Genomic DNA, 16,671 nt, shown 5'->3' with positions numbered 1-16,671 from the left:
GCCCGCCGGCCGCGCGCACGGCCGGCGGGAGGGAGAGCGAGGTGGTCACGCCCGGCGCAGCACCGTCGAGAGGGCGCCCCGCAGCGCCGCCCGGGCATCCGGCACGGCGCCCTCCGAACGCCATGCCACGAACCCGTCGGGCCGTACGAGCACGGCGCCCTCGGCGCTCATCCCGTGGACCTCCGCCCAGTCGGCGCCGCCCTGCGGGACCAGGTCCGCGTCGGGCCCGGAGCCGATGGCGTAGGCGTCCAGCCGCACCGACAGGTCCCGGGCCACCTGTTCGGCCGCCGCCCGCCACGGCGTGCCCGCGCCGCTGAGCAGCACGAACGAGCGCTCGTACAGGTCCAGCGAGGAAACGCGCTCGCCGGACCGGGACAGCCACATGTGCGGGGCCCGGGTGCCGGTGTCGCCCTTCAGTCGCAGGGCGTCGGGGATGATCGGCCGGCCGGGTTCGCCGCCGACGACGGCACCCTGCGGGTAGCAGTAGCCCATCGCCGTGGTGAGCACCCCGCTGCCCGGCCCGCCGCCCATCGTGGGCGGCGGGGCGTACCCGGGGTGGCTGTGCTCCGCGGAACGGGCCGAGGCGCGCTCGCTCGTGGCCCTCGCCACCGGGAGCCGCTCCGCCTCGTACGTGTCGAGCAGCTCCATCCCGGCCGAGCCGTCCAGCACCGCCGCGATCTTCCAGGCCAGGTTGTGCGCGTCCTGGATGCCGGTGTTGGAGCCGAACGCGCCCGTGGGGGACATCTCGTGGGCCGCGTCGCCCGCGAGGAACACCCGGCCGACGGAATACTGCTCGGCCACCCGTTCGGCCGCGTGCCACGGAGCCTTGCCGCCGATCACCACGTCGAGGTCGGGCACGCCGATCGCCGCCCGGATCTGCTCCACGCACCGTTCGTCGGTGAAGTCCTCCAGCGTCTCGCCGTCCTCCGGGTGCCAAGGGGCGTGGAAGACCCACTGGGTGCCGTTGTCCACCGGGAGCAGCGCCCCGTCGGCACCCGGACGCATCAAGTAGCAGACGATGAACCGCAGATCGCCCAGCACCTCGGGGAGCCGCTGCGAGCGGAAGGTCACGCTCACGTTGTGGAACAGTTCGCCGTTACCCGTCTGGGGGATGCGCAGCTGCTCCCGTACGGGGCTGCGCGGGCCGTCCGCCGCGATCAGGAAGTCCGCGCGCACGGTGGTGTGCTCGCCGGTCTCCCGGTCCTTCACCACGGCGGTCACCCCGTCCGCGTCCTGGTCGAAGGTCATCAGCTCGGTGGAGAAGCGGATGTCGCCGCACATCGCCCCGCTCTGCGCGGCCAGCACCGGCTCGATGTTGTTCTGGCTGCACAGGCACCAGCCGGTCGGGCTGAACCGGCTCAGCTGACCGGACGGATCGATCTCCTTGATCAGCCAGTTGTGCCGCTCGGTGTCGATCAGTGAGGTGGCCTGCAGAATGCCCTGGTTCTCCTCCAGCGCGGACGCCGCGCGGCGGATCGCGTGCTCGGCCCCCGCCGTTCGGAACAGCTCCATGGTCCGGGCGTTGATTCCTCGCCCGCGCGGGTGCAGTGACGTACCGGCGTGCTTCTCGACCAGCAGGTGACGTACTCCGTGGCGGCTCAGGAAAAGCGACGTGGACAGGCCCACGAGGGAGCCGCCCACGACGAGAACCGGTACGCGGACATCGGCTTTGTCTTCCATCAGCTGCGGGCTCCTGTTTTCTGTGTGGGGGAGTGGAGTCTTTATGCCACCGATCGAAGTCCAGGCCCGGTTGATACGCCGGTTGTCACCCGCTTGATCCGGACATGTAGCGGTACGCCCCCACCCGGACGACGATGAGCGACAGCGGCGCCCCCGACAGACGCGCCCGGCCTGCCGTTCCCGATCGAGGCGGCCGCCGGCCCGGGTGGACGCCACCGGTGACGGACGAGGGGTCCGTACGCGATGGATCTCCACCCCCTCATGAAGGAGTGAGTAGATGACAACCACCTTGTCCGAACGGGTGTCGCAGTCAGCCTTCGACGGCTCCATGCTCCGGGTCGTCCTGCTGATGGACCTCCACGAGGGCCGCCAGCAGGAGTTCTTCGAGGCGTACGAGCGGCTCCGCCACGACATCGCGTCGGTCCCGGGACACATCAGCGACCAGCTGTGCCAGTCCTTCGAGAACCCCTCCCAATGGCTCATCACGAGCGAGTGGGAGAGCGCCCCGCAGTACCTCGCCTGGGTCAACAGCGAGCACCACGCCGAACAGGTGAAGCCGCTGGGAGCCTGCGCCCGCGCCATGCGCCCGCTGAAGTTCACCGTCCTGCGCGAGACCGGCCGCGGCTACGACCAGGCCTCCCGCCCGGCCGGGGCCCGACTCCAGCCCGGTCCCCGGCTCGGCGCCGGCATCGTGCGCCACGCCCTGACCTTCACCGTCAAGCCGGGCAGTGAGAAGGAGGTCGCCGCGATCCTCTCCAGCTACGCCTCCCCGGCGGCCCGCGTCGACGACCACACCCGCCTGTGCCGCACCTCGCTCTTCATGCACGGCAACCGGGTCGTACGGACGGTGGAGGTCGAGGGCGACCTGATGGCCGCCCTGCGGCACGTCTCCGAACAGCCCGAGGTGCGCGCCGTCGAGGAGGCCATCAACCCCTACCTCGAAGTGGACCGCGACCTCGGCGACCCCGAGTCCGCCCGCATGTTCTTCATGCGCGCGGCCGTCCCCGCGGTCCACCACATCGCCGCCGAGGGACCGGACGACGCCGACGTGACCCGTCACGCCCTCTTCTACCCGGCCAAGCCCGGCTGCGGACCCGCGCTCGCCGAGTTCCTCGCCAAGCAGGACGAGGCCGCCGCGCACGTCCCCGCGAACCCCGTTCGGAGCAGCAGCATCTTCCAGCGCGACGACATCGTCGTCCGACTGATCGACGTGAGCGGTCCGTTCGACGAGCGGAAGGCGGCGGCCCTCAGCGCCCCGGACCCGCGCAAGGCGGCCGTACTGGACCGCCTGATGGACGCACCCGGCGGGCGGACCGGCCCCGCGCGGCACACCATGAACCTGATCACCGACCGCCGGGCCCCCGCCGGGTCCTGATCACCGGTCCCCCCACCCCGAGCCGACCACGGCTCCACCCCACATCCCCGTCCAGGCACCCCACACGCCAGGAGGAACCCGTCATGACCAGACAGCGCCCACGCATCGTGGACCTCGGCGAGACCCCGCCCAACCGCAGGCGCGGAGGCGACCTGAGGGCCGTGCTCACCCCGACCTCGGTGGGCTCCACCAGCGGCTTCATGGGCATGGCGATCATGGCGCCCGGGGAGTCAATCGCCGAGCACTACCACCCGTACTCCGAGGAGTTCGTGTACGTGGTCGCCGGCCGGCTGGAGGTGGACCTCGACGGCGAGGCCCATCCCCTGCGCACCGACCAGGGCCTGCTCGTCCCCCTCAACGTGCGCCACCGGTTCCGCAACATCGGCGACACCGAAGCCCGCATGGTCTTCCACCTCGGCCCGCTCGCCCCGCGACCGGAACTCGGCCACGTCGACACCGAGGAGGCCCCGCACCCGGAGGGCACCGCCTGGGAGCAGCCTCCGGACCGCACGGGAGCGGTCTCGTGACCCGCCGCCGGGTGGCGGTGACGGGGGTCGGCGTCGTCGCCCCCGGCGGGATCGGGGTCTCGGCCTTCTGGGACCTGCTCTCCAACGGCCGTACGGCGACCCGGGGCATCACCCTCTTCGACCCGGAGGGGTTCCGCTCCCGGATAGCCGCCGAGGTCGACTTCGACCCCGCCGCGCACGGCCTCACCGGGGACGACGCGGCCCGGGCGGACCGGTACATCCAGTTCGCCCTGGTCGCCGCCCGCGAGGCGCTGCGCGACTCCGGACTCGACCTCACCGCGGACGACGCCTGGCGGACCGGGGTCTCCCTCGGCACCGCCGTCGGCGGCACCACCCGCCTGGAGCACGACTACGTCGCCGTGAGCCAGTCCGGCGCATGGTGGGACGTCGACCACAAGCTCGCCGGAGCCCACCTGCACCGGGCGTTCACGCCCGCCACCCTCGCCTCCGCCGTCGCGGAGCAGACGGGGGCGCGAGGCCCGGTGCAGACCGTCTCCACGGGATGCACCTCCGGACTCGACGCCATCGGGTACGCCGTGCACTCCATCGCGGAGGGCCGGATGGACGTGTGCATCGCGGGCGCCTCCGACTCACCCATATCGCCGATCACCGTGGCCTGCTTCGACGCCATCAAGGCGACCTCGCCGAACAACGACGACCCGGCCCACGCCTCCCGCCCGTTCGACGCGGACCGGGACGGGTTCGTCCTCGGCGAGGGCGGAGCGGTCCTCGTGCTGGAGGAGATGGAACACGCCCGCGCCCGCGGTGCGACCGTCTACTGCGAGATCGGCGGCTACGCCACCTTCGGCAACGCCCATCACATGACCGGGCTGACCGCCGAGGGACTGGAGATGGCCAGGGCCATCGAAACCGCCCTGGCCCAGGCGCGGGTCGGCGCCGAGGAGATTGACTACGTCAACGCGCACGGCTCGGGGACCAAGCAGAACGACCGCCACGAGACGGCGGCGGTCAAGAGGGTCCTGGGCGACCACGCCTACAAGACGCCGATGACCTCCATCAAATCCATGGTGGGCCACTCCCTCGGCGCCATCGGCGCGATCGAACTCGCCGCCTGCGTCCTCGCGATGAACCACCAGGTGGTCCCGCCGACCGCCAACTACGAGACGCCCGACCCCGAGTGCGACCTGGACTACGTCCCCCGCACCGCCCGCGCCCGCACCCTGCGCAACGTCCTGTCCGTCGGCAGCGGCTTCGGCGGGTTCCAGTCCGCCGTCGTCATGTCCCGGCCGAAGGAAGAGGTGTCATGAGCCGCAGCCGTACGGTCATCACGGGCATCGGGGTCGTCGCGCCCAACGGCATCGGAGCCGATGCCTTCTGGAAGGCGACCCAGTCCGGCACCAGCGTGCTGGACCGGGTCACCAGGGCCGGGTGCGAGCACCTGCCGCTGCGCGTGGCCGGCGAGGTCCGGGGCTTCGACCCCGGCACCCTCGTCGAGGACCGCTTCCTCGTCCAGACCGACCGCTTCACCCACCACGCGCTGGCCGCGGCCGACCTCGCCCTGGAGGACGCCCGGCTCGGCCGCGCCGACTACGAGGGCGACCCCTACTCCATCGGGGTCGTCACCGCGGCCGGCTCCGGCGGCGGCGAGTTCGGACAGCGCGAGCTCCAGCACCTCTGGGAGCAGGGGCCGCGCTACGTGGGCCCGTACCAGTCCATCGCCTGGTTCTACGCCGCGAGCACCGGCCAGATCTCGATCCGGCGGGGCCTCAAGGGCCCCTGCGGGGTCGTGGCCAGTGACGAGGCGGGCGGACTGGACGCCTTCGCCCACGCCACCCGGGCCATCCGCCAGGGCAGCCGGGCCATGCTGGTCGGCGCCACCGAGGCGCCGCTCGCGCCCTACTCCATCGTCTGCCAGCTGCAGTACGAAGGGCTGAGCACCCAGGACGACCCCGAGCGGGCCTACCGGCCGTTCACCGCCAAGGCCTGCGGGTACGTCCCCGCAGAGGGCGGTGCGATGTTCGTCGTCGAGGACGAGGAGGCCGCCCGGCGCCGCGGAGCCACCGCGCGCGCCGTACTCGCCGGCCACGCCGCGACCTTCACCGGCACCCTGCGGCCGGAGGAGTCCGGAGAGGGCCTCGCCCACGCGATCCGCGGGGCGTTGCGCGAGGCCGGCTGCGCCCCCGAGGAGATCGACGTGGTCTTCGCCGACGCGCTCGGCACCCCGGAGGCCGACGCCGCCGAGGCCGCGGCCATCGCGGCGGCCCTCGGCGCACACGGGCACAAGGTGGCGGTCACGGCGCCCAAGTCCGGTACGGGACGGGCCTACTGCGCGGCGCCCGCCCTCGACACGGCCGCCGCCGCCCTGGCACTGGAACACGGAGTGGTCCCGCCGACCCCGAACGTCTTCGACGTGTGCCACGACCTCGACGTGGTGACGGGCAGTGCCCGCCCCGCGGAGCTGCGCACCGCGCTCGTGCTCAGCCGGGGCCGGATGGGCTCGAACTCCGCCCTCGTGCTCCGCAAGGGCTCCTCGGCGACCCAGTAGTCCGGGGACTCGATGAGTCCCCTTCCAGGAAGAGAGAAAGCGACCATGTCCGACCGACTGACCCTGGAGGAGCTGGCGGCGCTGATGAAGACCGCCGGCATCACCGTCGACCCCTCCGAGATGGCGAACCGTCCGGATTCCGCCTTCGACGACTTCGGCCTCGACTCGCTGGGCCTGCTCGGCATCGTCGGCGAGCTGGAGAACCGGCGCGGACGGGCGCTGCCCACGGACGCCGACCGCTGCAAGACCCCCGGGGAATTCCTCGACCTCGTCAACAACAGCCTGATGACTGGAGCCTGAGATGGCAGGACACACCGAGAACGAGATCCACGTCGACGCGCCCGTCGACCTCGTGTGGGAGGTGACCAACGACCTGCCGAACTGGCCGAAGCTGTTCAGCGAGTACGCCTCCCTCGACATCCTGGAACAGGAGGGGGACACCACTCGCTTCCGCCTGACCATGCACCCCGACGAGAACGGCACCGTGTGGAGCTGGGTCTCGGAGCGGACCGTCGACCGCAAGGGCCTCCAGGTCAAGGCGCGGCGCGTGGAGACCGGTCCGTTCGCCCACATGGACATCCACTGGCAGTACTCCGAGGTCCCGGGCGGCGGTACCCGGATGAAGTGGACCCAGGACTTCGCGATGAAGCCGACGGCCCCGGTCGACGACGCGTGGATGACCGACAACATCAACAAGAACTCCAAGATCCAGATGGCGCTGATCCGGGACAAGATCGAGCAGCGCGAGCGCGAGAGCCGCGACTCGGTCAGCAGCCGCCGGTAGGAACGCAAGCAACGAAGGAAAGCGAAAGCAGCGAAAGAAGCGAAAGGCGCACACCCGGATGCACAGCAAGCACCGCGCTCTCATCGTCGCCCGCATGGCGCCGGGATCGGCCCCCGACATCGCCGGCCTGTTCGCGGACTCGGACGCCGGTGAACTCCCGCACCTGGTCGGGGTCACCCACCGCAGCCTGTTCCAGTTCGGCGACGTGTACCTCCACCTGATCGAGTCGGACCGGCCCCCCGGCCCGGCCATCGCGAAGGTCACCGAGCACCCCGAGTTCCGGCAGCTCAGCGACCGGCTCACCGCGTACGTCAGTGCGCACGACCCGGAGACCTGGCGCAGTCCGAAGGACGCGATGGCCCACGAGTTCTACCGCTGGGAGAACCCCCGCGCCAAGTGACCCGGCGGCCCGGACGGGACCCGCACACCCGCGTGTGCGGGTCCCGCCGCGTACCCCCGCCCCATCAGAAGACCGGAAGACCAGGAGACGGCGATGACCCCGACCGACAGCGGCAACGACCACGGCAAAGACCACTTCCCGGCGGATCCGGCCCGTCCGCACGACGGTGACCACGGCCGCGGCTCGCTGCGCGTGCTGGTCCTGTCCGGGTCCTCGCGCACCGGCTCGGTCAACGCCCGCCTCGCGGCGCTCGTGGCCGCCCGGATCGGCCGGGCCGGGGCGGTCGCCGAGCCCGCCACGCTCGGCGACTTCCCCATGCCGCCCTACGACGGTGACGCCGAGGCCGACGAGGGGCTGCCGCCGGGCGCGCTGGCCCTGTGCGCGCGGATCGAGGCCGCGCAGGCGCTGGTCATCGCCTCCCCGGAGTACAACGCCTCCGTGCCGGGCGTACTGAAGAACGCCATCGACTGGGTCTCGCGCTACCGCCCGCAGCCCTTCAAGGACAAGCAGGCCCTGCTGGTTTCGGCCTCGCCCTCGATGGTCGGCGGCAACCGGGGGCTCTGGGCCCTGCGGGTACCGCTGGAACACCTCGGCGCCCGCGTCTACCCCGACATGTTCAGCCTCGCGGGCGCCCACCACGCCTTCGAGGACGACGGCTCCCTCGCCGACCTGGGGCTCGCCGAACGGCTCGGTGCCACCATCGACTCCTTCCTCGACCTCGTCGAGGCCGACACCCGCTACCTGTGCCTGCAGCGCCGCTGGTACGAGTTCCTGGGCGACCGCACGGACGCCCCGGTGACCTCCAGGGCCCAGGATTGATCTTCGTGTGACAGCCGGTGAGCTATGTTGGAGCGCGAGTGTGGTGAGAAGGAGGCCCTCCCGTGTCATCGGGGCAGCAGGCACGCGCGCAGGCGGCGGCGATCAAGCCGAGCAGCCAGTCGTCCGAGGCGGTCCGGCCCCCGGCCGACCGGGTCCTCGCGCTCTTCGACGGTCGACGGCTGTCTCCCGGCCAGCGCCGCATCGCGCAGTACCTGATCGACCACCTCACCGAGGCGGCGTTCCTCTCCATCACCGAGCTCGCCGAACGGGTGGGCGTCAGCCAGCCGTCGGTGACCCGCTTCGCGGTCTCCCTGGGCTTCAGCGGCTACCCGGCCCTGCGTGACGTGCTCCAGCCGATCGCGCTGAGCGCGGTCGCCGGCGCCCCCGACACCCGCGAGCAGATCCGCCGCAACGAACTGCAGGCGGCCGTCGACGCCGAGATCGACAACCTGGAGAACGTACGCCGGTTGCTCGCCGACACCAACCAGGTGCTCGACATCGGCCGCGATCTGGCGGCCTCGGTGCCCCTGACCGTCCTGGGCCTGCGCATCTCGGTCTCCCTGGCGGAGTACTTCGCGTACGCGGCCCGGCGCATCCACCCCGACGTACGCCTCGTGACCCGCGGCGGCAGCGTCGCCTTCGACGCCCTGCTCCAGTCCAGGGAGGCCGGCGGCACGTGGGTGCTGGCCTTCGCCATGCCCCGGCACGCCAAGGAGACCCTGGCGGCACTCCGGTCCGCCCGCAGCACGGGGCTGCGCGTCGTACTGATCACCGACCCCACGGTGGGGCCGATGGTGGACGAGGCCGACGTGGTGCTGACCGCCGGCACCGGCTCGCGCCTGGTGTTCGACTCCTACGCGGCCCCCGGGATGCTCTCCGCGGCCCTGCTGCAGTCGATGGCCGACGCCGACCCGGAGCGCACCCAGGCCCGGCTCGAGCAGTACGAGCACGCCGCGGAGCAGCACCACTTCTTCCTGTAGGACCGGCCGGCCCTCTGCCGGCGGCGTCCCGGGCCCGTTCGAAACGGCTTGGACCTGGACATATTCATGCCTTGCGGTGCATGAAATTTTTCATACCCTTGCCTACTCGACGGTATATATGTTTACTGACGGCGGCGCTCCGGATCCACCACGATGCCAAGGAGGACCCTCCCCAGGTCCTCCTGAACGGGCGCCCGGTACGACGAACCTCCTCACGTCGGGCCGGGTGCCGAGTCCAGGCTTTCGGATCCCGCAGGGCGCCCATGGCGGCCTCGGTCAACCCCTGGGCCGAGGCCGCCCCCAAGCAACGTCTCGATCAGAGTTCGACACCACTCGGAAGTGACGAGAATGCCCCAGACCGCGACCCTCACGCGCAGCCCGGACTGGCCCCTCCAGGTCAAGGCCCCCGGGACCCACGACTGGGAACGCAGCGCCACGCGCTGGCTGCGGGACCTCCTCCCGGCCCGCTACGGCAGCTATCTGACCCTGACCCGCCATCACGCGCTCCTGGCCCGGCACGTACAGCTCCAGCTGCAGCACGAGATGCGCGCGGTACGCGTGGCCATGCAGACCAGCCGGGCCGAACTGCCCATGATGGGCATGGCCGAGTCGGTCATAGAGAACACGATCCGGATGTACGCGGTGGAGCTCGAACAGCTGGGCCGTCTCGCCCGCGGTGCCCGGCTCGTCAGCGACGCGCTCCTCGTCGGGACCCCCGCCCAGCGCAGGCGCTGAGCCGGGTCAGGCCGTGCGCCAGGAGCGCAGGCGGTCGGCGACCTCGTAGACGGTGGCGCGGAGCGTGCGGATGTCCGTGATGAGCTCGCGCCACTGCTCGTAGGAGGCCTCGACCGTCCGGCCGGACGCCTCGATGTAGGCGACGGCGACCCCGTACGCGAAGTACTCGTTGGAGCCCGGGAGCGGGCGGAGCAGCACGATCGCCTCCAGAAGGGCGGCCGCGCGCCAGTAGGCGTCCGGATCGTCCACGCCCAGGCTGGGAGTGTTCACCCGGTGCCGGGCGACGGCCGCGACCAGCGCGGAGTGGTCGGCCACTGCCACGTCCTTGAACAGGGCCTCCTGCCGCTCCAGCAGCCAGCGGTGATCGATGTGCAGTTCCACGCGTCCGAGTATCCCCGCCCGGGACCCGGCCGTGGGGCTTTTCGGGTCGGGCGGGGAGACTCCGGGCCGGGCGGAGGCCGCTACGGCTTGGGCAGGGTGCAGCCGGGGCGGTTCAGGTCGATCACGTTCTTGGGGCCTATGCAGGGGACGATGATGTACGTCTCCTGCGCGTAGTTGATGCCCTGGCGGACCGTCACGTTGCCGTTCTGGTCGACCTCGCACGGGTTGTTCACGGTGCAGCTCGCGCCGTCCTCGTTGCCCGTGTTGTTGACGGCGACGACCTTGCCCGTGGTCTTGTCGATCACCGGCGAACCGGAAGTCCCGCCGATGGTGTTGCAGGACGAGGTGTAGCGGACCGAGTCCTTCCAGGTCCAGTCGCCCTCCTTGAGGCGGTAGACGAAGCCGTCGACGTCGCAGTTGTAGATCCGCTTCCAGTACCCGGACACCACGCTGATCGCGGAACCCTGCACCGGGTGGGTGTCGTTCAGGGTGAGCGCGCCGATGCCGTACTGGCTCTGGATCTGGGCGTACGTCTTCGTCAACTGGTAGATCGAGATGTCCGTGTCGGTCATCGTCGCGTACGAGACCTTGCTCGCGCGGAGCGTCGCGACCTTGGAGCCGGCAGAGTTGAGCAGCGAGAAGGAGCGGCTGGAACGCTGGTCCTTGATGACCTCGCCGGCCGCGGGGAAGCCCGTCTCCAGGCAGTGCCCGTTGGACAGGACGAGGGCCGGGTCGTTCGGCTGGGAGCCGGGGGCGCGGACGACGGAGCCGGAACAGTTGCTGAGCGCGACGGTGCCCGCGAAGTCGACCGCGACGGCGGTCTCCTCCGGTGCGGCCACGGCCGGTGCGGCGGCGGCTCCGATCAGGAGCAGGGTGAGCGACGCGCCGACGAGAGGCTTCTTCATGTGGGGGTTCCCCTCTGAGGACAGAACGCGACCGAAGATCCTTCGGTTGTCATGCGCATTGTTGGGATCCCCGGCTCAACCCGCAAGACCGCGTGGGGAGTTGGCCGCCCGGGACGGGGGAGGGCTCAGGGGCGTCTGCCGGGCCCGGAGATCTCGTCCCCGCAGGGGTGTTCCGCAGCGGATGCCTCGCCTCCTACGGTCGGTGCAGCACAGTCCCGGATCAGGAGGCAGCGTGAAGCGCGAGATCGACATCGAGCAGCTCGTGACGGCGATGAAGAGCGTCGACGAGGCGGGCCGGCTCTTCGAGGAGGCGCTCGCCGTGTACGAGGCGCGAGGTCTCCAGCGCAACGGCGACGACTTCAAGGTGGCGGGCGGCTCAGTCCAGACCCTCCAGGGCGCGGAGGAGATGGCCCGCGGCGCCCGCAAGTTCCTCGCCGACCTCGCGCTGGTCGTCGGCTACGCGAGCGCGGGCTTCGAGGACCGGGTGGCCGGCCGGTACGAGATGGCGCGCAAGGGCTTCACCGCGCTGTCGGGCGGGGCGGCCAGGATGGCCCGCCCGCTGCTCGACCCGACCGTGAGCGGACTGCGGCTGCTGGGTTCCGTGGACCTCTTCGAGCCGTCCTTCGGGGAGGCGATCGAGGAGGCGCTGGAGGCGGAGAAGGCGACGTACCCCGACCCCTCGACGTTCCGCGCCCCGACCCGGCGGGCGGCCACCACCCCCGTGGGTGGCCGCCCCTGAGCCCCGGCGCCGAGCGGTGGTCCGTCCGGGACCGGCCCGGCCCCCGACGGACCGCTCAGCCCGCCGCGGCCTCTGCCGCCGCGGCGGCGTAGGCCGTGCGTCCGGGTGCGGGGATCGCGTGTTCCGCGGCGCGGCTGACGTGCTCCCACGCGGCCCAGGTGAACACGCGCTTGCGCGCGATGTCGAAGGCCAGGTCGTAGGCCATGTTGCCCAGCAGGAGGCGCAGCGGCGGCTCGTCGCTGTCGACGAGGTGGAGCAGCGCCTCCGCGGCGAGCTTCGGGTCGCTGTCGGCCGACCCCTTGGCGAACCGCGTCGCCGGCTCGGCCCGCAGCGGCGCGTAGGCCTCCAGGGGGCTCGTGCTGTGCATGGCCGAGTACAGATCGGTCCAGTAACCGCCGGGCTGGATGATGCTGACCTTCACCCCGAAACCGGCGGCCTCCATTGCGAGGGCCTCGCTCAGCCCCTCCAGGGCGAACTTGCTCGCGCTGTAGAGGCCGGTGGAGGGGAAACCGCCCAGGGCGGCGATGCCGGACGTCTGGATGATGTGCCCGGAGCCCTGGGCGCGCAGGGTGGGCATCACCGCCTGGGCCACCCAGAGCGCACCGAAGAAGTTGAGGTCGAGCTGGGCCCGGGCCTCGGCTTCGGTGAACTCCTCGACCATGCCCATCGACAGCGCGCCGGCGTTGTTGAGGACGATGTCGAGCCGCCCGAAGTGCCCCGCCGCCTCGGAGACGGCCGCGAACACCGCGTCCCGGTCGGTCACGTCCAGGGCGAGGGGCAGTACCCGCCCCGGATGTGCGGCCGCCATCTCCTCCAGCGGTCCGACGGTACGGGCCGCGAGCGCCACGCGGTCGCCGGCGGCCAGTGCCGCGTCGGCGAAGGCGCGGCCGAGGCCCCGGCTGGCGCCGGTGATGAACCAGACCCGGTCGGCGCTTCCGTCCGAGGTGTGCATGGTGGGTTCCTGCCTTCGGTGTAGTGGGAGGCGGTGCGGTCGGTCAGAAATTGATCATGTGTCCGGCGAGTCCGTGCACGGCCTCCTTGACGGCTTCGCCCAGGGTCGGGTGGGCGTGCACGTTGCGGGCGACCTCGTGCACGGTCAGGTCCCACTGCTGCGCCAGGGTCAGTTCGGGCAGGAGCTCGGTGACGTCCGGCCCGATCAGGTGGGCCCCGATGATCTCGCCGTGCGTGGCGTCGCCGATCAGCTTCACGAAGCCGGCCGTGTCGCCCAGGCCGTGCGCCTTCCCGTTGGCGGTGAAGGGGAACCTGGCCACGGCGACGTCGAACCCCTTCTCCCTCGCCTGCGCCTCGGTCCAGCCGAAGCTGGCGATCTGCGGCTGGGAGTAGGTGGCCCGGGGAATCATCGGGTAGTCCAGTTCCATCGTCTCGGCGTCCGCGATCGTCTCGGCGGCGACCACGCCCATGGCCTCGGCGGTGTGCGCGAGCATCAGCTTGGCCGTGACGTCGCCGATGGCGTACAGGTGCGGCACCGAGGTGCGGCAGCGCCCATCGACCTCGATGGCGCCGCGCTCGGTCAGCCGTACGCCCGTGGCCTCCAGGCCGTAGCCCGTGACGTTCGGCGCGAAGCCGATCGCCTGCAGCACCTTGTCGGCCTCCAGGACCTGCTGGGCGCCGTCCTTCCCGGTGACCGTCACCCGCACCTGCGGGCCCGACTCGTCGATCGACTCGACCCGGGTCGAGGTGAGCACGTCGATGCCGAGCTTGCGGTAGCGCTTGGCCAGTTCGGCCGACACGTCGGCGTCCTCCAGCGGGGCGATCCGGTCGAGGAACTCGACGATGGTGACCTTCACGCCGTAGTTGTGCAGGACGTAGGCGAACTCGATGCCGATGGCGCCGGCGCCCGCGATCACGATCGACCGCGGGACGCCGTCGCTGAGGATCTGCTCCTCGTAGGTGACGACGCGCTCGCTGCGCCGGGTGCCCGGCAGCAGCCGCGGCGTGGCACCGGTCGCGATGATGCAGTTGTCGAAGGAGATGGTGCAGATGGTGCCGTCCGGCTGGGCGACTTCCAAGGTGTTCGCGTCCAGGAAGGTGCCCCGGCCGTCGAACTCCGTGATCCCGTTCTTCTTCATCAGGTAGTGGACGCCCTTGACCCGGCCGTCGGCCACCTGGCGGCTGCGGCGGAACGCCGCGCCGTAGTCGAACGACACGCTGCCCTCCACCTCGATGCCGAAGGTCTTGGCCTCGTGCGTGAAGAGGTGGGCCAGCTCCGCGTTGCGCAGCAGCGCCTTCGTGGGGATGCAGCCGACGTTGAGGCAGACACCGCCCCAGTACTTCTCCTCCACGACCGCCACCCGCCGGCCGAGCTGGGCGGCGCGGATGGCGGCGACGTAACCGCCGGGCCCCGCACCGAGGACGACGACGTCGAAGCGCTTGCACATAAGGAGTTCCTTGAGGGTTGTGGACGAACGGAAATCAGATGGTTGTCCTGGAGGAGAGCCGCCACCGGTGCTCGTACGCCTGACGGGCGGGCGCCGGGAACGAGGCCAGCACGAAGTCGACCGTCCGCTCGTCGGCGCCGTCGAGGAGCCAGGGCAGCAGCTGCGGGGCGTACGGGCCGACCCGCAGGGCGTGCACCTGCCTGAAGTGTCCCCACAGGTCGGCGCCCAAGGCCGACTGCACCAGCGGGAACACGGACTCCTCCTCGCGGTCGAGATGCCCGACGAGGCCGGACAGCAGGGCTTCCGTGAGCTCACCGAACAGGTCCAGTTCGATACCGGGGGCGGTCAGGGCCCCGTTGATGGCCCCCACCAGGGAGATGATCGCGGCGTGTTCGGCCTCCCGTGCCTCCAGCCGCGCCAGATCGAACGGCCTGTCCTCGAGGGCCCGCCGCAGATGCGGCCACAGCGCGTCGTCCTCGGCCGACTGGTGTGCGGACAACGCCCGCCTGAACATCTCCCAGTCGGCGCCCACCCGCAGGATGTACCGGGGATCCGAGTCGAACCGGGCGCTGGCCCGGGTGATGTGGGTCAGTTCCCGTCGCAGTTTGTTGTGCGTCGCGTACATCACGGTCATGTCGAGCCTGTCGCTCACGGCTGTCTTTCTCCTCCCGCGGATGGGCGGCTGCGCATGATCGATTCCTCCAGGGAATAGGGGAGCGGGGGGTGGTGGAGCAGTCCCCGCCGGCGGGCAGGGCATGTGCCGGGCGTCTCTACCCTCCGATGCCGCGACCCCGCGATCAACGTAGAATTCGTGAGTTGATCAATAACCTCGCGGTTATCGCGGTACGGGGGCGGCCATGGAACTGAGGGACATAGAGATCTTCTTGACTCTGGCCGAGGAACTGCACTTCGGCAGGACGGCCGAACGGCTGAGGGTCTCCCCGCCGAGGGTCAGCCAGGCGATCAAGAAGCAGGAGCGTCGCATCGGCGCCGCGCTGTTCGACCGGACCAGCCGCGCGGTGACGCTGACTCCCGTCGGCAAGGTGCTGCGCGCCGAGCTCCAGCAGGCGTACGACCTGATCCAGGGCGGGCTCGCCCGGGCGAGCGAGGCCGCGCTGGGCGTACGGGGGACACTGCGACTGGGTGTGATGGGTGTACTGGGGCAGGAAGTGCGTCCTGTGATCGACGCCTTCCAGGACCGCTACCCCGAATGCGAGGTCGAAGTCCTGGAAATCCACTTCAGTGAACCGTTCGCACCGCTGCGCACCGGCAGGACCGACGTGCAGCTGATGTGGCGGCCCGTCCACGAACCGGACCTGAGCGTCGGTCCGACCCTGCTGACCGAGGACCGGGTGCTCGCGATCGCCGCGGACTCGCCCCTCGTGGAGCGGGGGAGCGTGTCCATGGAGGACCTCGGCGACCTGCGTGTCCTCGACCCGGGCCCGGAGGTGCCCAGGTACTGGTTCGACGCCATGGTGCCGAGCGGCACGCCGCTCGGACGCCGCATCGAGCGAGGGCCGGTCGCCCGTACCTTCCACGAGGTGCTCGCCCTCGTCGTGGCAGGCCAGATCGCCTGTCCCGTCAACGCGCACGTCCCCCGGTACTACACCCCGCCCGGCATCTCCTTCCTGCCGATCCACGACGCCCCGGTCACGGAGTGGGCGTTGGTCTGGCCCACCGCGGACGAGAGCGCGCTGCTGGAGGCCTTCGTCCGGACGGCGGAGGATTTCGAGCCGCGCCACATCACCGATGCCACCCGCTGAGACCGGTGCGGGAGTCCTCCGGGGCGCCGGTGCGGGCGGGTCACGGCGAGGGCCCGACCGCCGGCCCGGCCACCGAGGCCGGTCGGTAGTCCAGGACGATCGCGCCCGAGTCGAAGGTGGTCGTGCCGGCGAGGGTCCACGTCCCGGGATCGCCGTGTTCGGGGAACAGCCGCCGCCCGCCACCCACGACGACGGGGTGGAGGAACAGCTTGAGCTCGTCGACGAGGCCGTGGCCGAGCAGGTGGTTGACGAGCCGGCCGCTGCCGTAGACCAAGAGGTCCCGGCCGGGCTCGCTCTTGAGTCTGGCGACCTCCCCGGCCACGTCCCCCTTCAGGACCGCGGCGTTCCACCGCGGATTCTCCAGGGTCGTCGAAGCGACGTATTTGGGCATGTTGTTGATCCGGGCCGCGCCCTCGTCGGCGTCCCCCATCGTGGGCCACACCTTCGACATCCATTCGAAGGTCTTGCGGCCCAGCACGAGCGCCCGGCTGCGGGCCAGCTGTCCCGCGTGGAACTTGCCGTGATCGTCGTTCCGGAACGGCGCCGTCCACGAGGGTTCCTCCACGACCCCGTCCATCGACAGGTAGATCACCGCCACCAGCTTGCTCATGCCCATGCCTCCAGAAAGGGTTCGTCGGTGTTTTCCGGAAAGCCCTGTCCGCGGAACACCCGTGAATA

Annotated in this window: 19 protein-coding genes; 12 read left to right on the top strand and 7 right to left on the bottom strand. The window is 71.1% G+C overall.

Translation table 11 applies throughout. The features are described from left to right. Positions 1–45 precede the first annotated feature (45 nt). Entirely contained in the window at positions 46–1,680 is a 1,635-nt protein-coding gene (locus ACIQ5Y_RS17885) for an FAD-dependent oxidoreductase (protein ID WP_403880744.1), read from the bottom strand. Positions 1,681–1,957: 277 nt separating this feature from the next. Here ACIQ5Y_RS17885 and ACIQ5Y_RS17880 point away from each other — a divergent pair, with 277 nt between their 5' ends. From ACIQ5Y_RS17880 to ACIQ5Y_RS17835, 10 genes are all read left to right on the top strand, one after another. Beyond that, the gene (locus ACIQ5Y_RS17880; protein WP_403880742.1) at positions 1,958–3,055 is read left to right on the top strand and encodes a SchA/CurD-like domain-containing protein; all 1,098 of its coding nucleotides are present in this window, start codon (positions 1,958–1,960) and stop codon (positions 3,053–3,055) included. Positions 3,056–3,138: 83 nt separating this feature from the next. After that, entirely contained in the window at positions 3,139–3,582 is a 444-nt protein-coding gene (locus tag ACIQ5Y_RS17875; RefSeq protein ID WP_403880740.1) for a cupin domain-containing protein, read from the top strand. Next, positions 3,579–4,850 carry a beta-ketoacyl-[acyl-carrier-protein] synthase family protein gene (locus ACIQ5Y_RS17870; protein ID WP_403880738.1) on the top strand — a complete coding sequence of 424 codons (1,272 nt, stop codon included), beginning with the start codon at positions 3,579–3,581 and terminating at the stop codon, positions 4,848–4,850. The genes ACIQ5Y_RS17875 and ACIQ5Y_RS17870 overlap by 4 nt, the downstream gene beginning before the upstream one ends. Further along, positions 4,847–6,088 (top strand): beta-ketoacyl synthase N-terminal-like domain-containing protein, encoded by a 1,242-nt coding sequence (locus ACIQ5Y_RS17865; protein WP_403880736.1) that lies wholly within the window; start codon positions 4,847–4,849, stop codon positions 6,086–6,088. The genes ACIQ5Y_RS17870 and ACIQ5Y_RS17865 overlap by 4 nt, the downstream gene beginning before the upstream one ends. Positions 6,089–6,133: 45 nt before the next feature. Continuing rightward, entirely contained in the window at positions 6,134–6,388 is a 255-nt protein-coding gene (locus tag ACIQ5Y_RS17860; RefSeq protein ID WP_376656451.1) for an acyl carrier protein, read from the top strand. 1 nt (position 6,389) lies between these two features. Continuing rightward, positions 6,390–6,872, top strand: a complete 483-nt coding sequence (locus tag ACIQ5Y_RS17855) for an SRPBCC family protein (RefSeq protein WP_403880733.1) — start codon at positions 6,390–6,392, stop codon at positions 6,870–6,872. A 58-nt stretch (positions 6,873–6,930) separates the two neighbouring features. Then, positions 6,931–7,272 carry a TcmI family type II polyketide cyclase gene (locus ACIQ5Y_RS17850; protein WP_403880731.1) on the top strand — a complete coding sequence of 114 codons (342 nt, stop codon included), beginning with the start codon at positions 6,931–6,933 and terminating at the stop codon, positions 7,270–7,272. A gap of 186 nt (positions 7,273–7,458) precedes the next feature. Further along, positions 7,459–8,091 carry an NADPH-dependent FMN reductase gene (locus ACIQ5Y_RS17845; RefSeq protein ID WP_403881021.1) on the top strand — a complete coding sequence of 211 codons (633 nt, stop codon included), beginning with the start codon at positions 7,459–7,461 and terminating at the stop codon, positions 8,089–8,091. 62 nt (positions 8,092–8,153) lie between these two features. Further along, positions 8,154–9,071 (top strand): MurR/RpiR family transcriptional regulator, encoded by a 918-nt coding sequence (locus tag ACIQ5Y_RS17840; protein ID WP_403880729.1) that lies wholly within the window; start codon positions 8,154–8,156, stop codon positions 9,069–9,071. Positions 9,072–9,419: 348 nt separating this feature from the next. Then, the gene (locus tag ACIQ5Y_RS17835; RefSeq protein WP_384583548.1) at positions 9,420–9,806 is read left to right on the top strand and encodes a hypothetical protein; all 387 of its coding nucleotides are present in this window, start codon (positions 9,420–9,422) and stop codon (positions 9,804–9,806) included. A 6-nt stretch (positions 9,807–9,812) separates the two neighbouring features. Here ACIQ5Y_RS17835 and ACIQ5Y_RS17830 read toward each other — a convergent pair whose 3' ends face one another. Both ACIQ5Y_RS17830 and ACIQ5Y_RS17825 read right to left on the bottom strand, forming a co-directional pair. Continuing rightward, positions 9,813–10,187 (bottom strand): toxin Doc, encoded by a 375-nt coding sequence (locus ACIQ5Y_RS17830; RefSeq protein ID WP_384583513.1) that lies wholly within the window; start codon positions 10,185–10,187, stop codon positions 9,813–9,815. Between the two features lie 80 nt (positions 10,188–10,267). Beyond that, positions 10,268–11,092, bottom strand: a complete 825-nt coding sequence (locus ACIQ5Y_RS17825; RefSeq protein ID WP_403880727.1) for a serine protease — start codon at positions 11,090–11,092, stop codon at positions 10,268–10,270. A 232-nt stretch (positions 11,093–11,324) separates the two neighbouring features. Between ACIQ5Y_RS17825 and ACIQ5Y_RS17820 the strand changes: the two genes are divergently transcribed. Further along, positions 11,325–11,831 (top strand): hypothetical protein, encoded by a 507-nt coding sequence (locus tag ACIQ5Y_RS17820; protein WP_403880725.1) that lies wholly within the window; start codon positions 11,325–11,327, stop codon positions 11,829–11,831. 55 nt (positions 11,832–11,886) lie between these two features. On the opposite strand, the gene ACIQ5Y_RS17815 is transcribed toward ACIQ5Y_RS17820, so the two are convergent. Genes ACIQ5Y_RS17815 through ACIQ5Y_RS17805 form a run of 3 tightly spaced genes read right to left on the bottom strand, consistent with a single transcriptional unit; the run spans position 11,887 to position 14,882 of the window. Then, complete coding sequence (locus ACIQ5Y_RS17815; protein ID WP_403880723.1) at positions 11,887–12,783, bottom strand: SDR family NAD(P)-dependent oxidoreductase; 897 nt, start codon at positions 12,781–12,783, stop codon at positions 11,887–11,889. A gap of 43 nt (positions 12,784–12,826) precedes the next feature. Continuing rightward, complete coding sequence (gene lpdA / locus ACIQ5Y_RS17810; RefSeq protein WP_403880721.1) at positions 12,827–14,230, bottom strand: dihydrolipoyl dehydrogenase; 1,404 nt, start codon at positions 14,228–14,230, stop codon at positions 12,827–12,829. 34 nt (positions 14,231–14,264) lie between these two features. Further along, positions 14,265–14,882 carry a hemerythrin domain-containing protein gene (locus ACIQ5Y_RS17805; RefSeq protein WP_403880719.1) on the bottom strand — a complete coding sequence of 206 codons (618 nt, stop codon included), beginning with the start codon at positions 14,880–14,882 and terminating at the stop codon, positions 14,265–14,267. Positions 14,883–15,087: 205 nt separating this feature from the next. Between ACIQ5Y_RS17805 and ACIQ5Y_RS17800 the strand changes: the two genes are divergently transcribed. Further along, entirely contained in the window at positions 15,088–15,993 is a 906-nt protein-coding gene (locus ACIQ5Y_RS17800; RefSeq protein ID WP_403880718.1) for a LysR family transcriptional regulator, read from the top strand. 40 nt (positions 15,994–16,033) lie between these two features. Here ACIQ5Y_RS17800 and ACIQ5Y_RS17795 read toward each other — a convergent pair whose 3' ends face one another. Continuing rightward, complete coding sequence (locus ACIQ5Y_RS17795; RefSeq protein ID WP_403880716.1) at positions 16,034–16,603, bottom strand: dihydrofolate reductase family protein; 570 nt, start codon at positions 16,601–16,603, stop codon at positions 16,034–16,036. Positions 16,604–16,671: the final 68 nt, after the last annotated feature.

Origin of the sequence: Streptomyces sp. NPDC096339, assembly GCF_044762985.1 — a bacterium.
In the GTDB taxonomy this organism is placed as follows: domain Bacteria; phylum Actinomycetota; class Actinomycetes; order Streptomycetales; family Streptomycetaceae; genus Streptomyces.
Note: the sequence above shows the minus strand (reverse complement) of the source record. Positions and strands in the feature narration are given on the sequence as shown.

Bases quoted from the DNA above. Each gene is read 5' to 3' on its own strand.
- ACIQ5Y_RS17885 (WP_403880744.1), bottom strand. From the start codon at position 1,680: ATGGAAGACAAAGCCGATGTCCGCGTACCGGTTCTCGTCGTGGGCGGC.
- ACIQ5Y_RS17880 (WP_403880742.1), top strand. From the start codon at position 1,958: ATGACAACCACCTTGTCCGAACGGGTGTCGCAGTCAGCCTTCGACGGC.
- ACIQ5Y_RS17875 (WP_403880740.1), top strand. From the start codon at position 3,139: ATGACCAGACAGCGCCCACGCATCGTGGACCTCGGCGAGACCCCGCCC.
- ACIQ5Y_RS17865 (WP_403880736.1), top strand. From the start codon at position 4,847: ATGAGCCGCAGCCGTACGGTCATCACGGGCATCGGGGTCGTCGCGCCC.
- ACIQ5Y_RS17860 (WP_376656451.1), top strand. From the start codon at position 6,134: ATGTCCGACCGACTGACCCTGGAGGAGCTGGCGGCGCTGATGAAGACC.
- ACIQ5Y_RS17855 (WP_403880733.1), top strand. From the start codon at position 6,390: ATGGCAGGACACACCGAGAACGAGATCCACGTCGACGCGCCCGTCGAC.
- ACIQ5Y_RS17850 (WP_403880731.1), top strand. From the start codon at position 6,931: ATGCACAGCAAGCACCGCGCTCTCATCGTCGCCCGCATGGCGCCGGGA.
- ACIQ5Y_RS17835 (WP_384583548.1), top strand. From the start codon at position 9,420: ATGCCCCAGACCGCGACCCTCACGCGCAGCCCGGACTGGCCCCTCCAG.
- ACIQ5Y_RS17825 (WP_403880727.1), bottom strand. From the start codon at position 11,092: ATGAAGAAGCCTCTCGTCGGCGCGTCGCTCACCCTGCTCCTGATCGGA.
- ACIQ5Y_RS17815 (WP_403880723.1), bottom strand. From the start codon at position 12,783: ATGCACACCTCGGACGGAAGCGCCGACCGGGTCTGGTTCATCACCGGC.
- lpdA (WP_403880721.1), bottom strand. From the start codon at position 14,230: ATGTGCAAGCGCTTCGACGTCGTCGTCCTCGGTGCGGGGCCCGGCGGT.
- ACIQ5Y_RS17800 (WP_403880718.1), top strand. From the start codon at position 15,088: ATGGAACTGAGGGACATAGAGATCTTCTTGACTCTGGCCGAGGAACTG.
- ACIQ5Y_RS17795 (WP_403880716.1), bottom strand. From the start codon at position 16,603: ATGAGCAAGCTGGTGGCGGTGATCTACCTGTCGATGGACGGGGTCGTG.